General features: G+C 68.9%; 17 protein-coding genes. 11 read left to right on the plus strand and 6 right to left on the minus strand.

What is annotated here, in order from left to right; translation table 11 throughout:
- Positions 1 to 18: 18 nt before the first annotated feature.
- Positions 19 to 897 (minus strand): SDR family NAD(P)-dependent oxidoreductase, encoded by an 879-nt coding sequence (locus tag ACWF82_RS31855; RefSeq protein WP_452507242.1) that lies wholly within the window; start codon positions 895 to 897, stop codon positions 19 to 21.
- Positions 898 to 1,048: 151 nt separating this feature from the next.
- Between ACWF82_RS31855 and ACWF82_RS31860 the strand changes: the two genes are divergently transcribed.
- On the plus strand, positions 1,049 to 1,816 hold the full coding sequence (locus ACWF82_RS31860; RefSeq protein WP_189031900.1) for an SDR family NAD(P)-dependent oxidoreductase: 768 nt from the start codon (positions 1,049 to 1,051) through the stop codon (positions 1,814 to 1,816).
- 153 nt (positions 1,817 to 1,969) lie between these two features.
- Here ACWF82_RS31860 and ACWF82_RS31865 read toward each other — a convergent pair whose 3' ends face one another.
- The 4 genes from ACWF82_RS31865 to ACWF82_RS31880 all read right to left on the minus strand — a co-directional run bounded on the left by ACWF82_RS31865 (position 1,970) and on the right by ACWF82_RS31880 (position 7,065).
- The gene (locus ACWF82_RS31865) at positions 1,970 to 2,806 is read right to left on the minus strand and encodes a class I SAM-dependent methyltransferase (RefSeq protein ID WP_452507245.1); all 837 of its coding nucleotides are present in this window, start codon (positions 2,804 to 2,806) and stop codon (positions 1,970 to 1,972) included.
- Positions 2,807 to 2,873: 67 nt separating this feature from the next.
- Entirely contained in the window at positions 2,874 to 3,326 is a 453-nt protein-coding gene (locus tag ACWF82_RS31870) for an N-acetyltransferase family protein (protein WP_452507247.1), read from the minus strand.
- Positions 3,327 to 3,497: 171 nt separating this feature from the next.
- Positions 3,498 to 5,456 (minus strand): molecular chaperone HtpG, encoded by a 1,959-nt coding sequence (gene htpG, locus ACWF82_RS31875; protein WP_452507249.1) that lies wholly within the window; start codon positions 5,454 to 5,456, stop codon positions 3,498 to 3,500.
- Between the two features lie 13 nt (positions 5,457 to 5,469).
- Positions 5,470 to 7,065 carry a TM0106 family RecB-like putative nuclease gene (locus ACWF82_RS31880; RefSeq protein ID WP_452507273.1) on the minus strand — a complete coding sequence of 532 codons (1,596 nt, stop codon included), beginning with the start codon at positions 7,063 to 7,065 and terminating at the stop codon, positions 5,470 to 5,472.
- 231 nt (positions 7,066 to 7,296) lie between these two features.
- On the opposite strand from ACWF82_RS31880, the gene ACWF82_RS31885 reads away from it, so the two are divergent.
- The 7 genes from ACWF82_RS31885 (at position 7,297) to rraA (ending at position 11,921) form a co-directional block, all read left to right on the plus strand.
- Positions 7,297 to 7,971, plus strand: coding sequence for a DUF6474 family protein (locus tag ACWF82_RS31885; RefSeq protein ID WP_452507251.1), 675 nt, complete (start codon positions 7,297 to 7,299; stop codon positions 7,969 to 7,971).
- 8 nt (positions 7,972 to 7,979) lie between these two features.
- On the plus strand, positions 7,980 to 8,603 hold the full coding sequence (locus ACWF82_RS31890; protein ID WP_452507253.1) for a hypothetical protein: 624 nt from the start codon (positions 7,980 to 7,982) through the stop codon (positions 8,601 to 8,603).
- Positions 8,604 to 8,643: 40 nt separating this feature from the next.
- On the plus strand, positions 8,644 to 9,294 hold the full coding sequence (locus ACWF82_RS31895; protein ID WP_452507255.1) for a YcnI family copper-binding membrane protein: 651 nt from the start codon (positions 8,644 to 8,646) through the stop codon (positions 9,292 to 9,294).
- Between the two features lie 134 nt (positions 9,295 to 9,428).
- Complete coding sequence (locus ACWF82_RS31900; protein WP_189032497.1) at positions 9,429 to 9,956, plus strand: copper resistance CopC family protein; 528 nt, start codon at positions 9,429 to 9,431, stop codon at positions 9,954 to 9,956.
- Between the two features lie 6 nt (positions 9,957 to 9,962).
- The gene (locus ACWF82_RS31905) at positions 9,963 to 10,907 is read left to right on the plus strand and encodes a CopD family protein (RefSeq protein ID WP_452507257.1); all 945 of its coding nucleotides are present in this window, start codon (positions 9,963 to 9,965) and stop codon (positions 10,905 to 10,907) included.
- A 56-nt stretch (positions 10,908 to 10,963) separates the two neighbouring features.
- Entirely contained in the window at positions 10,964 to 11,419 is a 456-nt protein-coding gene (locus ACWF82_RS31910) for an SRPBCC family protein (protein WP_452507259.1), read from the plus strand.
- Positions 11,420 to 11,432: 13 nt separating this feature from the next.
- Entirely contained in the window at positions 11,433 to 11,921 is a 489-nt protein-coding gene (rraA, locus tag ACWF82_RS31915; protein ID WP_452507261.1) for a ribonuclease E activity regulator RraA, read from the plus strand.
- 177 nt (positions 11,922 to 12,098) lie between these two features.
- On the opposite strand, the gene ACWF82_RS31920 is transcribed toward rraA, so the two are convergent.
- The gene (locus tag ACWF82_RS31920; RefSeq protein WP_452507263.1) at positions 12,099 to 12,320 is read right to left on the minus strand and encodes an RNA-binding S4 domain-containing protein; all 222 of its coding nucleotides are present in this window, start codon (positions 12,318 to 12,320) and stop codon (positions 12,099 to 12,101) included.
- A gap of 120 nt (positions 12,321 to 12,440) precedes the next feature.
- Here ACWF82_RS31920 and lysX point away from each other — a divergent pair, with 120 nt between their 5' ends.
- The 3 genes from lysX (at position 12,441) to ACWF82_RS31935 (ending at position 16,948) form a co-directional block, all read left to right on the plus strand.
- The gene (gene lysX, locus ACWF82_RS31925) at positions 12,441 to 15,758 is read left to right on the plus strand and encodes a bifunctional lysylphosphatidylglycerol synthetase/lysine--tRNA ligase LysX (protein WP_452507265.1); all 3,318 of its coding nucleotides are present in this window, start codon (positions 12,441 to 12,443) and stop codon (positions 15,756 to 15,758) included.
- 168 nt (positions 15,759 to 15,926) lie between these two features.
- Complete coding sequence (locus tag ACWF82_RS31930; RefSeq protein ID WP_452507267.1) at positions 15,927 to 16,238, plus strand: hypothetical protein; 312 nt, start codon at positions 15,927 to 15,929, stop codon at positions 16,236 to 16,238.
- A gap of 89 nt (positions 16,239 to 16,327) precedes the next feature.
- Positions 16,328 to 16,948 (plus strand): histidine phosphatase family protein, encoded by a 621-nt coding sequence (locus tag ACWF82_RS31935; protein WP_452507269.1) that lies wholly within the window; start codon positions 16,328 to 16,330, stop codon positions 16,946 to 16,948.
- Positions 16,949 to 17,069: the final 121 nt, after the last annotated feature.

A 17,069-nucleotide genomic window follows, 5' to 3' on the forward strand; every position in this document is an offset into this window, starting at 1 on the left:
GATGCCTCGAGAATCAGGTCAGGCTTGCCGTTCCATTCTCCGTGGTCGGGCAGGCTGGATGGTGGTGAAAGGGACGTCCTCGGCGCGCGCGATCTCGATCGCGCGGGCGACCCGCTTGCCGAGCAACCACTGCACCAGCAGCTGCGCCAAGGGTCGCACCGGCAGGACGAGGGAGACCCACCAGGGTGAGACGACAGTTTTGCGCCTGCGCGCGATCGCTCGTTCCAGCGCTTCGACGGCGGGACCGATCGGGGACACGCCGGTCAGGCTGGTCTCGCCGAGACCGGTGTGCGCGGCGGCGGTGCCGAAGCCGCGGCTGGTCATGTCCGTGTCGATCTCGGCGAAGTAGCTGATGCCGACCCGCGCGCCGGTCTGGCGCAGCTCACAGCGCAGGGTGCCTGCCAGCGACTCGACGGCCGCCGCCGACGCGCTGTACGCGCCGGCCAGCGGCAACTGCACGGCCGTGGAGATCGACGACATCATCAGGACATACCCACCTGGGCGGGCAAGATGCGGACCCGCGGCCTGCACGGCGTAGGCGACACCGAGCACGTTGACGGCGAGGGTCTCCTCCAGGACCGAGGGATCGCCGCCGATCATCGCCATCTGCTTGGCGATGCCCGCGTTGGCGACGAGCACATCGAGCCCGCCGAGTTCGGCGACCAGCGCCTCGACCACCCGGTCGACCTGGGCGCGGTCGGCGACATCGCAGTAGCGCCACGGGGCGTCACCGCATTCGGCGGCCACCTCGGCAAGCAGTTCCGGCTCGAGGCCGAGCAGGGCCACATGGGCGCCCCGCGCGGCAAGCCTCCTGGCCAATGCGGCGCCGATCCCGCGAGCGGCCCCGGTGATCAGGACCTTGCGTCCGGCCACCGATGGACCGGAGAACGATCTCATGAAGGCACGTTACCACCGGAAAACATGGGTGTTCGCTGGTATTTTCGCAGCGCATCCGAACGCGGCGGTAGGGGTGATGTGCACCTCACCGGAACCCGCTAGGGTGCAATTGACGAAGTGCCAACTGGCTGTCACGAACGAGAGGACCATCGTGGAGATTTCGGGTTCCGCCGCCATCGTCACCGGAGGCGCATCCGGCCTCGGTGCCGCCACCGCCAAGCGTCTCGCCGACGCGGGCGCCACCGTCTTCGGCCTTGACGTCCCGGCGTCCATCGAGCGCGCCGGCGACAACGTCCCGGCCGGGGTCACCCTGATCGCGGCCGATGTGACCAGCAACGACGAGGTCGCGGCCGCCATCGCCCAGATCACCGAGGGCCCGGCGCCGCTGCGCATCGTGGTCAACTGCGCCGGTGTCGGCTGGGCGGGTCGCATCCTGTCCAAGAACGGCCCGCACGACCTGGAGCTGTTCCGCACCGTCATCACCGTGAACCTGCTCGGCACGTTCAACGTGATGCGCCTGGCCGCCGACGCCATCGCCAAGACCGAGCCGGTCGACGAGTACGGCCAGCGCGGCGTTGTCATCAACACCGCCTCCGTCGCCGCCTTCGAGGGCCAGATCGGCCAGATCGCCTACTCGGCGTCCAAGGGTGGCGTGCACGGCATGACCGTTCCGGCCGCGCGCGACCTGGCGCAGTTCGGCATCCGCGTGAACACCATCGCCCCCGGCATCATCGACACCCCGATGCTGGCCGGCGTCACCGAGGAGTACCGCAAGGGCCTCGAGGCCGGTGTGCCCTTCCCGTCGCGCCTGGGCCGCCCGGACGAGTACGCGCAGCTGGTCGAGTACATCGCGAGCCACGACTACCTCAACGGCGAGACCATCCGCATGGACGGCGCTTTGCGCATGGCGCCGCGGTAATAAGCCGGTACCCGATCTGAACAAGACTGCCCGCTACCGACCCCGGTGGCGGGCAGTCTCGCAGGACGACTGATTTCGCACGCACATGGGTAACTCGCCGGGCACGCCACCCAACGGACAACCGCCGGCCCGGTCAGTCGGCCGACCACGTACTCACGACCGGCAAGAGTCGCGGAGAGGCGGAACAGTGCCGACGCCGAACAGGGCGGTGGTGTGCAGTGGGGTGTTCGGGCGGTAGGTGACGGTGAGGCGTTCGACGGCCGCGTCGGTGCGGCGCTGCCATTCCTCCTCGCCCACTTCATGTCTGAGCACGGTCAGTGGGGCGCTGCTGCGGGTCATGGTGTCCCACAGGACTTCCGCGCTCGGAAAACACACCTCGGCCGTGTGGCTGCGGATCGTCACCTCGTCGAACCCCGCGGCGCACATCTCGGCTTTGAAGACAGCGGGGTTCTCCAGGCTGCGCGCATCCGGTTGCGGCAGTGCGGCGTTCGGGTCGCCTGCGGTCAGCGCACCGAAGAGCGCGCGCATGAGCGAGGAGTCGACAGCGGGCGCCCAAGCGGTGACCACCGCTGTGGCGCCCGGGCGCAGTACGCGCCGGAGTTCGGCGAAGCCTTTCGGGCGGTCGGGGAAGAACATGAGGCCGAACAGGGAGAATCCGGCGTCGAATCGCGCGTCTTCGTAGGGCAGGTCCTGGCCGTCGCCCACCTGCGCGGTGATCGTGGTGCGCCCGGCGAGTTCGGCTGCTGCCGTGAGGTGTTCGATCATCGGCGCGGACAGATCGATGGCGTGTACTCGCGCACCCTGTTCGGCGGCGGCGAGGCTGAGTAGGCCGGTGCCCGCGGCGACGTCGACGATCTCGGAATCCTTTTCGAGACCGACGTATTCGAGTGCGTGCGCCGCGAAGGGGCCGAGGACCGTCGCCCCCGCTTCGGCGTAGCCCTCGGCCACCAGATCCCACGGTTGTGCCGTGACCGGCGTCCCCTCCGACATACGCGGTCGTTCCTCTCACCAAGCCGTCAATATCGTGACCAGACTACGGAATTCGCGCCGAGTGGGGTCAGAGCGTCCGTTCGAAGGTGATCAGCGCGCGGCCGGGGCCGTTGTAGTCGGCGACCGGGCCGGCGACGGTGAAGCCGAGGCTGCGGTGGAAATCGATCGAGGTGAAATTGGCCGGGGAGGTGATGGCGGTGACCACTTTTCGGCCGTCGGCCCTGACTATCTCGAAGAACTCGTCGTAGAGGGTGCGGCCGAGACCGACCTTGCGCGCGTCGGGGCGGACGGCGACGAAGTGGATGTAGGCCGCGTCGGCATCCGACGGTGAACCGAAACCCACCAGGAACCCCGAGATTCCGTCCTCGTCGGAGGCGATCAGGCTGGTGCGGTGGAAGTGGTCGAGGAACAGCCGGGGCAGATTGTGCACCACTGTTCTGCCCCACCAGTTGTCGACCACGGCGATCAGATCGTCGTAGTCGTCGGGACGTGCCCGCCGGATCTCGTGCCCCGCAGCCATACCTCCATAGTGCGGCCTGTCGAGCCAGTCGGCATCCGAACAACTGATCTCGCTCGAACATGGGTAACTCATCGGGCACGCCCAACACGGCACCCACAGACCGGCCGCCGGCCCGGGCAGAAACCCGACCGCCTCCCCACGACCGGCAGAAGTCGCGGGGAGGCGGAACAGCTAGACGGTGCGGGTCAACCGCTCGGTGAGGAGCTGTGCGAACCGCGCCGGGTCCTTCAGCTCGCCGCCCTCGGCGAGAACCGCGGTGCCGTAGAGCAGTTCGGCCGTCTCGGCGAGCTCGGGCACCTTGCCTTCGTCGGCATCGGACTTGCGCGCGTCGTAGGCGTCGCGCAGGCCGGTGACCAGCGGGTGGGTCGGGTTGAGCTCGAGGATGCGCTTGGATTCCGGCAGCGCCTGGCCCGAGGCGCGGTACATGCGCTCGAGCATCGGGGTGAAGTCGAAGACGTCACCGACCAGGCAGGCCGGGGAGGTGGTGAGCCGGTTGGTCAGGCGCACCTCCTTGGCGACCTCGTCGAGGGTCTTGCCGAGCCAGGTGAGCAGATCGGCGAAGTCCTTGTCCTGCTGCTCGCGCAGCGCCTCGGTCTCCTTCTTCTCGTCCTCGGTCTCCAGATCGACCTCGCCCTTGGCGATGGACTGGAACTTCTTGCCGTCGAACTCCGGCACCGAGCCGACCCACATCTCGTCGACCGGATCGGTCAGCACCAGCACCTCGCGGCCCTTGGCCTTGAACGCCTCCAGATGCGGCGAGTTCTCCACCTGCGCACGGCTTTCGCCGGTCATGTAGTAGATCGCGTCCTGCCCGTCCTGCATCCGCTCCACGTACTGGGCGAGCGTGGTGAGCTCGGAGTCCGAGGCAGTCGAGGCGAAAGACGAGACGGTGAGCAGGGTTTCGCGGTTGTCGGTGTCGGAGAGCAGACCCTCCTTGATGACCCGGCCGAACTGCGCCCAGAAGGTCTGGTACCTGGTCTGATCCTCGGCGCCCTGCATGTCCTTGACCGTGGACAGCACCTTCTTGACCAGGCGCTTGCGGATCATCTGGATCTGACGGTCCTGCTGCAGGATCTCACGGGAGACATTGAGCGAGAGATCCTGCGCGTCCACCACACCCTTGACGAAGCGCAGGTACTCCGGCATCAGCTCTTCGCAGTTGTCCATGATGAACACCCGGCGCACGTAGAGCTGCACGCCGCGCTTGTGCTCACGGGTGAACAGGTCGAACGGCGCGATCGACGGGATGAACAGCAGCGCCTGGTACTCGAAGGTGCCCTCGGCCTTCATCGGGATGATCTCGAGCGGCTCGTCCCAGGCATGGCTGACGTGGTGGTAGAACTCCTTGTACTCCTCATCGGAGACCTCGCTGCGGGGGCGCGTCCACAGCGCCTTCTGCGAGTTGAGGGTCTGGTCCTCGACGACGGTCTTCTCGACCTTGTCCTCGCCCTCGCCCTCCATCACGGTGCGCTCGACCTGCATGCGGATCGGCCAGGCGATGAAGTCGGAGTACTTGCGGACGATCTCGCGCAGCTTCCATTCCTGCGTGTAATCGAAGAGGTGATCGTCCTCGTCGGCAGGCTTGAGCTCGAGGGTCACCGCGGTGCCCTGCGGCGCGTCGGCGACGGTGTCGATCGTGTAGCTGGAGCTGCCCGCCGCGGCCTCCCACCGGGTGCCCTCGGTCTCGCCCGCCTTGCGGGTGGTCAGGACGACGCGGTCGGCGACCATGAAGGTCGAGTAGAAACCGATGCCGAACTGGCCGATCAGCTCCTCGGCGGCGGCATCGGACTTGACCTCGATCAGCTTGCGGCGCAGTTCGGCGGTGCCGGACTTGGCGAGGGTGCCGATCAGGTCGATCACCTCGGCGCGGGACATGCCGATGCCGTTGTCGCGGACGGTCAGGACACGCTTGTCCCCGTCGACCTCCAGCTCGATGTGCAGGTCGGAGGTGTCGGCGACCAGATCCTTGTCCTGGAACGCAGCCAGCTTCAGCTTGTCCAGTGCGTCGGAAGCGTTCGAGATCAGCTCCCGCAGGAACGTGTCTTTGTTGGAGTAGACCGAGTGGATCATCAGCTCCAGGAGCTGGTGTGTTTCGGCCTGGAACTCGAGAGTTTCGACGTGCTGAGTCACACGACTGATCGTATTACCGACCGAAGTCGGCAAGCGAGGGAACCTCGTCGACGGCCCGTTGCGTCATCCACTCGCGCAGTACCTGGGTGGCCCGGACGTCGTCCTCGTTGTATTCGAACAGGCGGGTGCGCTGGGACAGGTCCGGGTCGGCGTCGTAGCCGACGGCGCGGCGGTACCAGCCCATCGATGCCTCGCCGCCCGCCTCCGGGTCGCGCCAGCCGAAGCCGGCGACCGGGGCGATCTTCTTGAGGCCCTTGCCGTTCGGGCAGATGAACTGATCGGTGACGGCCTGGAACATGTCGACCCATTCGGGTGAATCGACGAAGGCGCGAACCTGCTCGGTGGTCGGCACGCCGGGCTTGCCCGCGAAGCGGCGGGCCGACTCGTAGAGCCACTTGTCCTCGGCGGTGCGGGAATAGCAGTAGGCGGCGAAGGTCTTGCCCGCGGCGTGGGCATCGGCCCGCACCCGCATCAGCCAGGTCCAGAACTCGCCGAAGGAGCGGCCCTCGTCCTCGGTGGGCAGCGGGTCCCAGGTGACGAACGGGCGGTAGACGCCGTCGAGCAGGGTGCCCCACAGGTAGGCGCCGTCCTCCTGGTAGCTCTCCAGGTCGACGTCGACCTCGACGTCGGCGCGGCGCACGCTCACCGTGTCGAAGCGGCGGACCAGCGGGGCGCCCGCGATCCAGGCGCGGGCGGTGACCACCGTCTCGGAGAAGGGACCGTGCTGCCAGTCGTCGGGTTCCTCGCCCTCCCACGCGGCCAGCTCGTCGACCGTCTGGACGCCGTGCACGCGCAGCACCTCGGCCCGCGAACCCGGCGCGACCAGGCTGACGTCACGCATCAGCGCCAGCTGCCCCTCACAACTGGGATTACCGCCGGGCCCGCGCACCCACCACGGGCACTGCCTGCACTCGGGCACCTTCGACGGCTGGGTCGGCAGCTCGCCGCGCACCACCGCGATGCGGTCGCCGTAGCGCTGGTCGTAGTCGGCCAGGACATTGGTCAGGTCGTGCACGAGGATGCGGTCGAAGGCGAGGCCGATCGCGCCGCCGACCAGGGCGGGGCTGGCCATGCCGTGGCGCTGCAGCATCCGGTACAGATGCGCGAGGCGCTGCTGGTCGCGCGGCTGCGGGCGCAGCTTCACGTGCTTGTCGCGGCGCGGCTGCCAGCGGAACAGATCCGAGGTCAATGGGTGGAAATCGGCCGGGTCGGGACGGCGTGGGTCGGTGACCTTGTGGTTGACAACGATGATCGGGATGTAGCCGCCGCGGTCGTCGTCACGCAGCAGGAACTCGGCGCCGCCGCGACGGCCGGTATCGGCCTCCTGGGGCAGCAGGCCACCCCAGATCCGCGGGGCACCCGCCTCCATCGCGGCCATGGTCGCCGCCGCCTTCTCCCCCGCGCGCAGCGCCGGGTCGATCACCACCCAGTCGGCGGGGGCGGCGGCGACGAGTTCGTCGCGCACCCTGGTGCGATGCGCGGTCGCGGCCTCCCTGCGCTGCTGTACCCCGGGATCTTCCCTGACCTCGGCGATGACCCCGGGATGCTCGGCGTCCAGGTGCAGGCGATGCCTGCAGCCGATCAGCGAGCGCGCGTCCAGGAAAGCGATCCGTGAAACGGTGGAATCGGCACCTCGATCGAGCGCAGCGGAAGCGGGGACCGGGCGAAGGCCCGGCCCACCGTCGAAGTCGTCCTCGGCTGCACGCACGCGCCCAGTATGGTCCCTCCCCCCGACACAATGCCCAATCGCTACCCTCCTCCCACTACGCTACGAAGTACGGCAGGCCGCTACCCCGGCACTGCCTCATGACTTGGCGAGCATGACGGAGGGCCTGATCTCATGGGGTTGTTCAGCAAGCGCAAGCGGCGCCCGAGCCGACGCGCTGAGGCGAAGGCGCTCAAGCACAAAGCCGCGGTGGAGGCGAAGCTGGGCGCCAAGAACGAGCGCAAGGCCGCCAAGGCGAGCGAGCGCACCACCCGGCGCGCGAACAAAGCACAGGCCAAGACCGAGGCCAAGGTGGCCAAGGCGCAGATCGCGACCCTGCAGGCCGAGGAGAAGGCCGCCGAGAAGCTGGCGGCGAAGGCCGACCGCGAACTGTTCAGCGCGAGCCAGATCCGCAAGTACCTCGGCGTCGCCCGCGTGCTCGTCCCGGTGCTCACGCCGCTGGCCTACCGCGGCGCGACCTACCTGCGCGGCCAGCTCGACGCCCGCAAGGCGCAGCAGCTCGGCATCGGCCTCGACCAGCTCGGCGAGTTCAGCGGCCACGGCGCCCGCCTGCAGGCCCGCGTCAACAACACCGAGACCGCGCTCGACAAGATCGCGGCCGACGCCCCAGGCGACGCCGACACCAAGAAGTTCGTCGACGCGGCCAGGTCCCGGCTGACCGACCTGACCGTCGCGGTGAACACCGCCGAGCAGATGCCTGCCGCGCGCCGCAAGGCCGTGCACGCCTCCATCTCGGCCGAGCTCTCCGTGCTCGAGACCGACGCGCTCGCCCGCCTTGGCGTGCGCTGAACCGTGCCGTGACCACGCCGCAGCTCACCGCCCGCCTACGCGGTGGTGGCTGCGGCGTACTCGTCGGTGCGCTGGCGGTCGCCGCGCACGGACTCGGTGGTGGTGGGGTGCCGCGATCCGCGGAAATCGCGCTGCTGCTGGTGGTTTCGCTGGCTGCTGGGACATTCGCCAGTGGCCACAGCACCGAACGTGCTGCGGCGCAACCTGGTACGTCCCTCCGCCAAAGCCTGGTGCTAGCGGGCGCACGGCACGAGCGGGCTACTCGTACCGCACGAACTTTCGCGACTGTCCCAGCGTTTCGCGCGGCATCGGCCCTACTCGGCGGCCAATGGGCCGGCCATTTCGCCCTCACCGGCACTCTTGATCATCACGATGGCGCTGCGGATGTGCTGCATCTGCCCAGCGCCCCGATGATCACCGCACACTTCGTCGCGGCCTTTGCCTGTGCCGCACTGATTCTCGTCGCCGAGCGGCTATATCTCGTTGCCTCGAGCGTGGTTCGGGCGGTGCTCACCGCGCCCTCGCTCGCGATCCCGCAGCGCGCGATCCGCTGGTCTGCCACCGTCGCCATCGCCCGTGGCGACCGTCCGAAGGGGGTGCGCTGTCCGCGCGCACCGCCGCTGTTCGCCTGATCCAGACGACCCAAGAACTCTTCGGACAGAAGGCAATTCCATGCAGAACTTCATCACCCGCGGTACCGGCACCGCCGCACTCGCGGCCGGGCTGGTGCTCGCCGCCTGCGGTTCGGCGGCCGCGCACGTGACCGTCGACGCTCCCGGCGCCGCGCAGGGCAAGTACACCGTCGCCACGTTCAAGGTGCCGACCGAATCCGAGACCGCGTCCACCACCGGGCTGCGCGTCACCGTGCCGAACCTGAAAAGCATTCGCACCGAACCGATGCTGGGCTGGACCTCGAAGGTCGAGCGCAACGACAAGGGCGAGACGGTCGCCGTCGCCTGGACCGCCGACCCGGGCAACAAGGGTGTCGGCCCGGGCCAGTTCCAGCGCTTCGTGCTCTCGCTCGGCCCGCTGCCGGCCCAGGACACGCTGAACTTCCCCGCGCAGCAGACCTACAGCGACGGCAAGGTCGTCGCCTGGGATCAGCCGAGCACCGGCGGCGCCGAACCCGAACACCCGGCCCCCTCGCTCACCCTGAGCGCCAAGGGCGGCGCCGAGGGCGGCGATCACCAGGTCGCTTCCGCCGAAACCGACGAGGCCGGCACCGATTCGGTGGCCCGGTGGATGGGCGGCATCGGGCTCGCGCTCGGTCTGTTCGCGGCCGCGCTCGGACTTGGTCTCGTCTTCCGTTCGCGGCGGTCGTGATGCGCGTCGATCACTGCCGACAGGCGAACACGATCATCAACTCCGCCGGGCCCGCGCTGTCCTCGGATACGCCGCGCGGCGATGCTCCGAACGATCGACTGGTCGCCGACATCAACAGGTCGTCGCGCCTGCGCATGGCGCGCCGGGTGCTCGCCGTCCTGATCGCCGGATTGCTCGCCGTGTTCGCGGCGGCCGGTGTGGCGAGCGCGCACTCCGGTGCCGTGAGCAGCGTGCCCGAGGACGGATCGACCATCGAGGTCGGGCCGGCGCGCGCCAGTATCACCTTCAACGAGGAACTGCAGCAGAACTTTCCGTCGCTGACCGTGGTCGGCCCGGACGGCAGGCTGTGGTCGAAGGGCAAGGCGCTCGTCGAAGGCCGCACCGTCAGTGTGGAATTGGGCGAACTCGGTCCGGTCGGCGAGTACACCCTCGCGTTCCGGGTGACCTCCGCGGACGGCCATCCCGTCAGCGGGACACGGCATTTCACGCTGAGCAAGGCGGGCACCGGTACGCCGGGCCCGCGCCCCGGTGAGGACAAGGCCGACGGCGGCGGCGACTCCGGCGGGGTGCCGGTGTGGGTGTTCATCGCCGGTGGCGTCGTGCTGTTCGGCGCCGGCCTCGCGGTGGCGCTGCTCGGTGGCCGCGCCGGCCGCAAGAAGTAGCCATCCATGACGACCGGTCGCCGGGTACCCGGTACGACGCTGCGGCAGTGGCGGGTCCTGGTGCCGGTCGTGGTGGCCGCCCTGGCTGGGGTGGCGCTGGCGTGGGTATTGCGCCGCGAGGGTGGTTTCCCCGGCGCGGCGTGCGCGCGCGTCGTCGCCGACGGTGCGGGCGCCGCGGTCTTCGGGCTGGCGGCACTCCCCCGGCTCAACGAGCGGCTGCACGTCGCGTGGCGGCCGCTGGCCGCGCTGGCGGGCGCCTGGTTCGCCGCCGAGTTCACCGTGCTGGTGTGTGAGGCGGCCGAGGTCGTCGGCGTGCCGGTGACCGAGCTCGGCGCGGCCGAGTTCGCCACGTTCCTCGGCAAGCTCAGCGGCGGCCAGATCGGCATCGCGATCCTGTTCTGCACCGGCGCGATCGCCTGCTACGCGGCGCTGGCCTTCCGCAGGCCCGATGCGGCGTCGGCCGATCTGGTGCTGGTGTTCGCGGCGGTCGCGCTGGCCCTTCGCCCGATCACCGGGCACATGTCACAGCAGATGCTCGGTTCGGTGCTCGCCGCCGCGCACGCGCTGGCCGCCGCGTGCTGGTTCGGGCTGCTGCTGGCGATGGCGCTGGTCCTGCGCACCAGGGGCGACTGGGCGGCAACGCTGCCGCGTTATTCGGCTCTGGCCGCGCCGCTGGTGCTCGTGATCGCGGTGACCGGCCTGATCGACGGGCTGGTCCGCATCGGCGGGCTGGAGCCGCTGTGGACGAGCGGATACGGGCGGATCATGCTGGCGAAATTCACCATCCTGTGCGCGCTGACCGGCCTGGGCTGGTGGTGGCGGCGCAGCTGGGTGCGCCGGGCGGGCGAGCATCGGGTCACCGCCGATATCTCGCTGCGCAATGCCGCGATCGAGGTGACGGTGATGGGCGTCGCGCTCGGCCTGGCGGCGACGCTGGCGGTCACCGCGTAGCCAGATCGGTCACCGCGTAGTCGGATCGGTCGCGCAGGCCCATTAAAGTGGCCGATATGACCGAAGTGAGGATTGTCGAAGACTGCGCCGCATCCGCCGACACGGCGTTCGAGTACGTCAACGACTACCGCAATCTGCCGCATTTCCTGTACGGCATCGAATCCTTCGTCCCGGTCACCGACCAGACCGACGGGCTCGGCGCGACCTTCGACGGCCACATGAAGCTCGGCCCCGCGGCGCTCAAGTCCAGGGTCGAGGTCGTGAAGTGGGAGAAGGGGCGCGTGATCGGCATCAAGTCGATCAAGGGATTCGAGATCATCTCGACGTTCCACTTCTATCCCAAGGGCGAGGCGCTGTGCACCGTCGACGCGACCATCGAGTACTTCGTGCCTGGTGGCATCGCGGGCAAGGTACTGGGTAAGACGATCGAGCCGTTCGTCAAGATCGCGGTGAAGCACACCACAGACAGCCTGGTCAGGGAGATCGCCAAGGCGCATCTCGAGGGCGCCTGACAGAATGCTGGCCATGACCGAATCAGCGAATGTTGTGGCCACCGCCGATCTGGCCGATGAGATCGGCCCCGAGATCCGCAGCTGCGACACCCAGTTCATCCAGTTCGGTGGCCGGTCCGCGTTCGCCGGACGGATCACCACGATCCGTTGCTTCCAGGACAACCTGCTGGTCAAGCAGACCCTGAGCGAGCCGGGCGAGGGCAAGGTCCTCGTCGTCGACGGCGGCGCGAGCGTGCACACCGCCCTGGTCGGCGACATCATCGCGGGCCGCGGCGTCGACAACGGCTGGGCGGGCGTGGTCGTCAACGGCGCGGTGCGCGACTCGGCGATCCTGAGCACCCTCGACATCGGGGTGAAGGCGCTTGGCACCAACCCGCGCAAGAGCACCCAGACCGGCAGCGGCGAGAAGGACGTCACCATCGAGTTCGGCGGCGTCACCTTCGTGCCGGGAGAAATGCTCTACAGCGACCACGACGGTGTAGTGGTCCGCGCGGAGGACTGAGCTTCCCGACCAGCCCGGCCACGACGACCCGACCTCGAGGAGGGTCCGCCGCGCAGCGGCGGTCGCGGCCGTCCCGCCGATCAGGTGCCGTTGCGTAGGCGACGAAGGAGCAAGCAACGGTGCCTGATCGGCGGGACAGGAGGGGCCGCGACTCGAGCGCGCCAGCGCTCCAGGATTTCAGCTCCCGGACACTCGCACCTTGTGCCCGGCCAGTACTACGACATCGCCGATCTGTAGCTGCCTGCCGCGGCGCAGCTCCACCTCGTCGTTGACCCGGACCAGGCCCTGGGCGATCACCGTCTTGGCCTCGGAACCCGAATCGATCAGGTTGGCCAGTTTCAGGAATTGACCGAGCTTGATGACATCGTCATCGATCGGCACATCGACTGGTTCCGACATGGGCAAATTATTACCCGCCCAGCAAATTCGGGTCGTCACCGGCCCCGCAACGGCCCCGGTGACGAACACGCCGCAGCGACCGCGACACCGATCCGGCGCGGATGGACGCACACTGGATTGGTGACCCTCACGCAGGCCGAGCAGAACCCCACCGTCGAGGCCCCGCCGGACCGCGCCGCCGTCCCGCATCGCGGGCGGGGCAGATTGGCCGAGGTACCGCACATCACCGGGCTGGTCCTCGGCGTCTTCGCGGTCCTGTGCTTTCTGTGGAGTCTCTCGCCCGCGCTGCGCCATCTGACGCAGGCGCCGCGGCACTACGTCGACACCTACTACTTCGACGCACCGGACACCAGCCTGGTGTGGGCACTGGTCGTCGGCCTGCTGGCCGCGGCGCTCGCCGCGCGCAAACGTGTCGCGTGGTGGCTGCTCATCGTGTACCTGCTGCTCTTCGCGGTGACCAACATCCTGGATTTCGTCTCCGCGGACGATATCGACGCGCTGGTCGCCTTCGTGGTGCACGTCGTCGTGCTCGGGATCCTGGTCGCGGCGCGGTTGGAGTTCTACACGCGGGTGCGGCCGGGTGCGCTGTGGAAGGCGCTCGGTGTGCTGGTCGGGGGCCTGGCACTGGGCTGCCTGCTCGGCTGGGGGCTGGTCGAGCTCGCGCCCGGCTCGCTGCCCGCCGGCGCGCAGCGGCCGCTGTGGGCGGTCTACCGGGTCACCGCGGCGGTGCTGGTCGACAACGAGCACTTCGACGGGCATCCGCCTTCGTGGGTGAACTTCCTGCTCGGCCTGTTCGGCGCGATCGCGCTGCTGGCCGCGGTGGCGGTGCTGTTGCGCTCCCAGCGCGCCGACAACGCGATGACCGGCCTGGACGAGTCGGCGATCCGCGGGCTGCTCGCCGCGAGCGATGTCGAGGACTCGCTCGGCTACTTCGCCACCCGCCGGGACAAGGCCGTCGTGTTCGCGCCGAACGGCAAGGCGGCCATCACCTATCGCGTCGAGCTGGGCGTCTGCCTGGCCAGCGGCGATCCGATCGGGCCGAAACAGGCGTGGCCGCAGGCGATCAAGGCGTGGCTCGAGCAGGCCGACCGGTTCGGCTGGGCGCCCGCGGTGATGGGCGCGAGCGAGCTCGGCGCGACCGCCTACCGCAATGCCGGGCTCTCGGCGCTGCGCCTCGGCGACGAGGCGATCCTCGACACCCGCACATTCTCACTGGCCGGGCCGGAGATGAAACAGGTGCGCCAGGCCGCGAACCGGCTGCGCAAAAACGGTTTCGGCGTGCGCGTGCGCAGGCACCGCGATATCCCCGCCGCCGAGTTCGCCGATGTCGTCGCCCGCGCCGACGCCTGGCGCGACACCGAGACCGAACGCGGCTTCTCGATGGCGCTCGGCCGCCTCGGCGACCCGCTCGACGGCGACTGCCTGCTGGTCGAAGCCGTCGATCACGACGACCGCGTGCACGCCATGCTCTCGCTCGTCCCGTGGGGACGCAGCGGCGTCTCGCTGGAACTGATGCGCCGCGACCCACAGAGCCCCAACGGCGTGATGGAGCTGATGATCTCGCAGCTCGCGCTGAACTCCGATCAGTACGGCATCACCAAGGTCTCGCTGAACTTCGCGGTGTTCCGTTCGGTGTTCGAGGAGGGCGGCCGGATCGGCGCCGGCCCGATCCTGCGGGCGTGGCGCGGTGTGCTGCTGTTCTTCTCGCGCTGGTGGCAGCTCGAGGCGCTGTACCGGTCGAACGTGAAGTACCACCCGCGCTGGGTGCCGCGGTTCTTCCTGTATGAGGAGCGCAGGCAGCTGCCACGGGTGGCGACGGCCAGCGGCCTGGCCGAGGGCTTCCTGCCGCGCCTCGGCAAGGAACCCGACGCGGCCGTGCACACCGGAACCCACCCGGCCGTGCCCGTGGGCATCGCGGGTCTGCACGCCGACGGCAGCCCGCCGGAGGCGCCGGAAGGCGAAGCGGCCGAGCAGGGTCCGCGCAGGCCGGAGCAGGTCCGGGTGCGCATGGACAAACTGAACCGGCTCACCTCCGCCGGCGTCGACTCCTACCCCGTCGCCTATCCGCCGACGCACACCGTCGCCGCGGCCAGGGACTGTCCCAAGGGCACGACGGTCCGGATCGCGGGCAGGATCTTGCGCATCCGCGACTTCGGCGGCGTGATCTTCGCCGTCGTCCGTGATTGGACCGGCGAGATCCAGCTCGTCGTCGACCGCGAACGGGTCGGCGCCGACCGCAGCGCCGAATTCACCGAATTCTTCGACCTGGGCGATCTCATCGAGGTCAGCGGCCAGCTCGGGACCAGCCGCAGCGGTGAGCTGTCGCTGCTCGCCCAGGACTGGCGGATGAACGGCAAATGCCTGCACCCGCTGCCCGACAAGTGGCGCGGCCTCGCCGATTCCGAGGCCAAGGTCAGGCAGCGCTACGTCGACATGGCGATCAACCCGGAGACCCGCGAGGTGATGGGCAAGCGCAGCGCGGTCCTGCATTCGCTGCGCGACTCGCTGTTCACCTGGGGCTTCCTCGAGGTCGAGACACCGATCCTGCAGCAGGTACACGGCGGCGCCAACGCGACACCGTTCCGCACCCACATCAACGCCTACGACCTGGACCTCTACCTGCGCATCGCCCCCGAGCTCTACCTCAAGCGGCTGTGCGTCGGCGGCATGGAGAAGGTGTTCGAACTCGGCCGGACCTTCCGCAACGAGGGCGTCGACTTCAGCCACAATCCCGAGTTCACGATCCTGGAAGCCTATGAGGCGCACAGTGATTACCTGCGGATGATGCACCTGTGCCGCAGGCTGATCCAGGACGCGGCGATGGCGGCCAACGGCGCCGAGGTGGCGTTGCGCCCGAACGACGACGGCGGTTTCGACGAGGTCGACATCTCCGGCGAATGGCGGGTCAAGACGGTGCACGGGGCTGTCTCGGAGGCGATCGGCACCGAGATCACCCCCCGCACCGAGCTCTCGCGCCTGCGCGCGCTGTGCGACGAGGCCGGCATCGCCTACCAGCACGGCTGGGACGAGGGCGCGGTGGTGCTGGAGATGTACGAGCATCTGGTGGAGTCGCAGACCACCTACCCGACGTTCTACCTCGACTTCCCCACCTCGGTCTCGCCGCTGACCCGCTCGCACCGCAGCATCGACGGCGTCACCGAGCGCTGGGATCTCGTGGCCTGGGGAGTCGAACTGGGCACCGCCTACAGCGAACTCACCGACCCGGTCGAACAGCGGCGCAGGCTCACCGAGCAGTCGATGCTGGCCGCGGGCGGTGACCCGGAGGCGATGGAACTCGACGAGGACTTCCTGCAGGCGCTCGAGCACGCCATGCCGCCCACCGGTGGTCTCGGCATGGGCGTCGACCGGGTGGTCATGTTGATCACCGGGCGCAGCATCCGCGAGACGCTGCCGTTCCCGTTGGTGAAACCACGCTGAAACCGGGTATACGGACCGTGGTGTAAACGAAATCCGGCGCCGCCGCGATCAACCACTGCTCCGTGTCTTGGCGAGGCTTTCTTACCGAAAGTCGCACCGACAGCGCTAGTCTCGGAGTTCCGGCACCGGGAGGATGTCGGGCCACACAACACATCGGGATGGGATTACATGTATCTGGACCTGCTGACCACGGCCGCTCTAGTCGATCCGCACATGCTCACGAGCAGCTTCGACACCTTGGCGAGCTCGGACGCGGTCAACACCGCCGCGGACCTCCTGGCGAAGAAAAAGAAGAAGAGCAACACCGGCCTGATCATCGGCGGCATCTGCTGCCTGATCATCGTTGTGCTCATCGTCGGTGGCATCTACCTGCTCAAGAACAAGAAGAAGGACGGCGGTCAGCCGCCCGCCCAGCCGCCGTACGGTGGTCCGCAGGGTGGTCAGCCGCCGTACGGTCAGCCGCCCTACGGCCAGCCCTGACCTGAACTGAGGGACTCGCGGCGGTGTCATCGCCGCGATGGCGAGGTATCCCGCGAGTCCTCAGGGCCGATACGGCAGAGTGTGTGAGCGTGCAGCTCATTCTCGTGCGTCATGCCCAGCCGGAACGCGTCGTCGGCGCAACCACCGCGGCCGACCCCGGACTCACCGGCATCGGCCTGCAGCAGGCCGAGCGCGTTCCCGCGGCCCTGGCGGCCCATGAGATCGCCCGGATCGTCAGCAGCCCCCAGCGGCGGGCTCGCGATACCGCGGCACCCACCGCCGCTACGCGCGAACTCCCCGTCGAGGTGATCGACGATCTGGCCGAGTACGACCGCGACCTGCCCGCCTATATCCCCATCGAAGACGCCAAGACCGACTTCGCCGAGGCCTACAACCGGATCAAGGCCGGGTATCTCCCCGAGCAGATCGACGGTCCCGCTTTCACCGCCCGCGTGCTGACCGCGATCGATGCCCTGGTCGCCGAGGCAGCGCCGACCGACACGGTGGTTGCCTTCGCCCACGGCGGCGTCGTCAACGTCCTGCTGGCCGACATCCTCGGCCTCAGCCGCCCGCTGACCTTCCCCATCGACTACTGCTCGGTGACGCGGATCCTCTACTCCCGCACCGGCACCCGCACCGCCGCCACCATCAACGAGAACGGCCACGTGTGGGATCTACTTCCCCGCAATCTGTCCCGCGCCCAGCGCTGATCGAACCTTCACCGCACTACCGACCACCGCACGCCCCGACCTCGAGGAGGGGCAGGCCGACGCAGTCGGCCGTCGCGGCCGTCCCGCCGGTCAGGCGCCGTTGCGTAGGCGACGAAGGAGC

The sequence above is a fragment of the Nocardia sp. NPDC055053 genome (genome assembly GCF_053608285.1).

Bases quoted from the DNA above. Each gene is read 5' to 3' on its own strand.
- ACWF82_RS31895 (WP_452507255.1), top strand. From the start codon at position 8,644: ATGCAGAACTTCATCACCCGCGGTACCGGCACCGCCGCACTCGCGGCC.
- ACWF82_RS31905 (WP_452507257.1), top strand. From the start codon at position 9,963: ATGACGACCGGTCGCCGGGTACCCGGTACGACGCTGCGGCAGTGGCGG.
- rraA (WP_452507261.1), top strand. From the start codon at position 11,433: ATGACCGAATCAGCGAATGTTGTGGCCACCGCCGATCTGGCCGATGAG.
- ACWF82_RS31865 (WP_452507245.1), bottom strand. From the start codon at position 2,806: ATGTCGGAGGGGACGCCGGTCACGGCACAACCGTGGGATCTGGTGGCC.
- ACWF82_RS31855 (WP_452507242.1), bottom strand. From the start codon at position 897: ATGAGATCGTTCTCCGGTCCATCGGTGGCCGGACGCAAGGTCCTGATC.
- ACWF82_RS31910 (WP_452507259.1), top strand. From the start codon at position 10,964: ATGACCGAAGTGAGGATTGTCGAAGACTGCGCCGCATCCGCCGACACG.
- ACWF82_RS31900 (WP_189032497.1), top strand. From the start codon at position 9,429: ATGGCGCGCCGGGTGCTCGCCGTCCTGATCGCCGGATTGCTCGCCGTG.
- ACWF82_RS31885 (WP_452507251.1), top strand. From the start codon at position 7,297: ATGGGGTTGTTCAGCAAGCGCAAGCGGCGCCCGAGCCGACGCGCTGAG.
- ACWF82_RS31930 (WP_452507267.1), top strand. From the start codon at position 15,927: ATGTATCTGGACCTGCTGACCACGGCCGCTCTAGTCGATCCGCACATG.
- ACWF82_RS31870 (WP_452507247.1), bottom strand. From the start codon at position 3,326: ATGGCTGCGGGGCACGAGATCCGGCGGGCACGTCCCGACGACTACGAC.
- ACWF82_RS31920 (WP_452507263.1), bottom strand. From the start codon at position 12,320: ATGTCGGAACCAGTCGATGTGCCGATCGATGACGATGTCATCAAGCTC.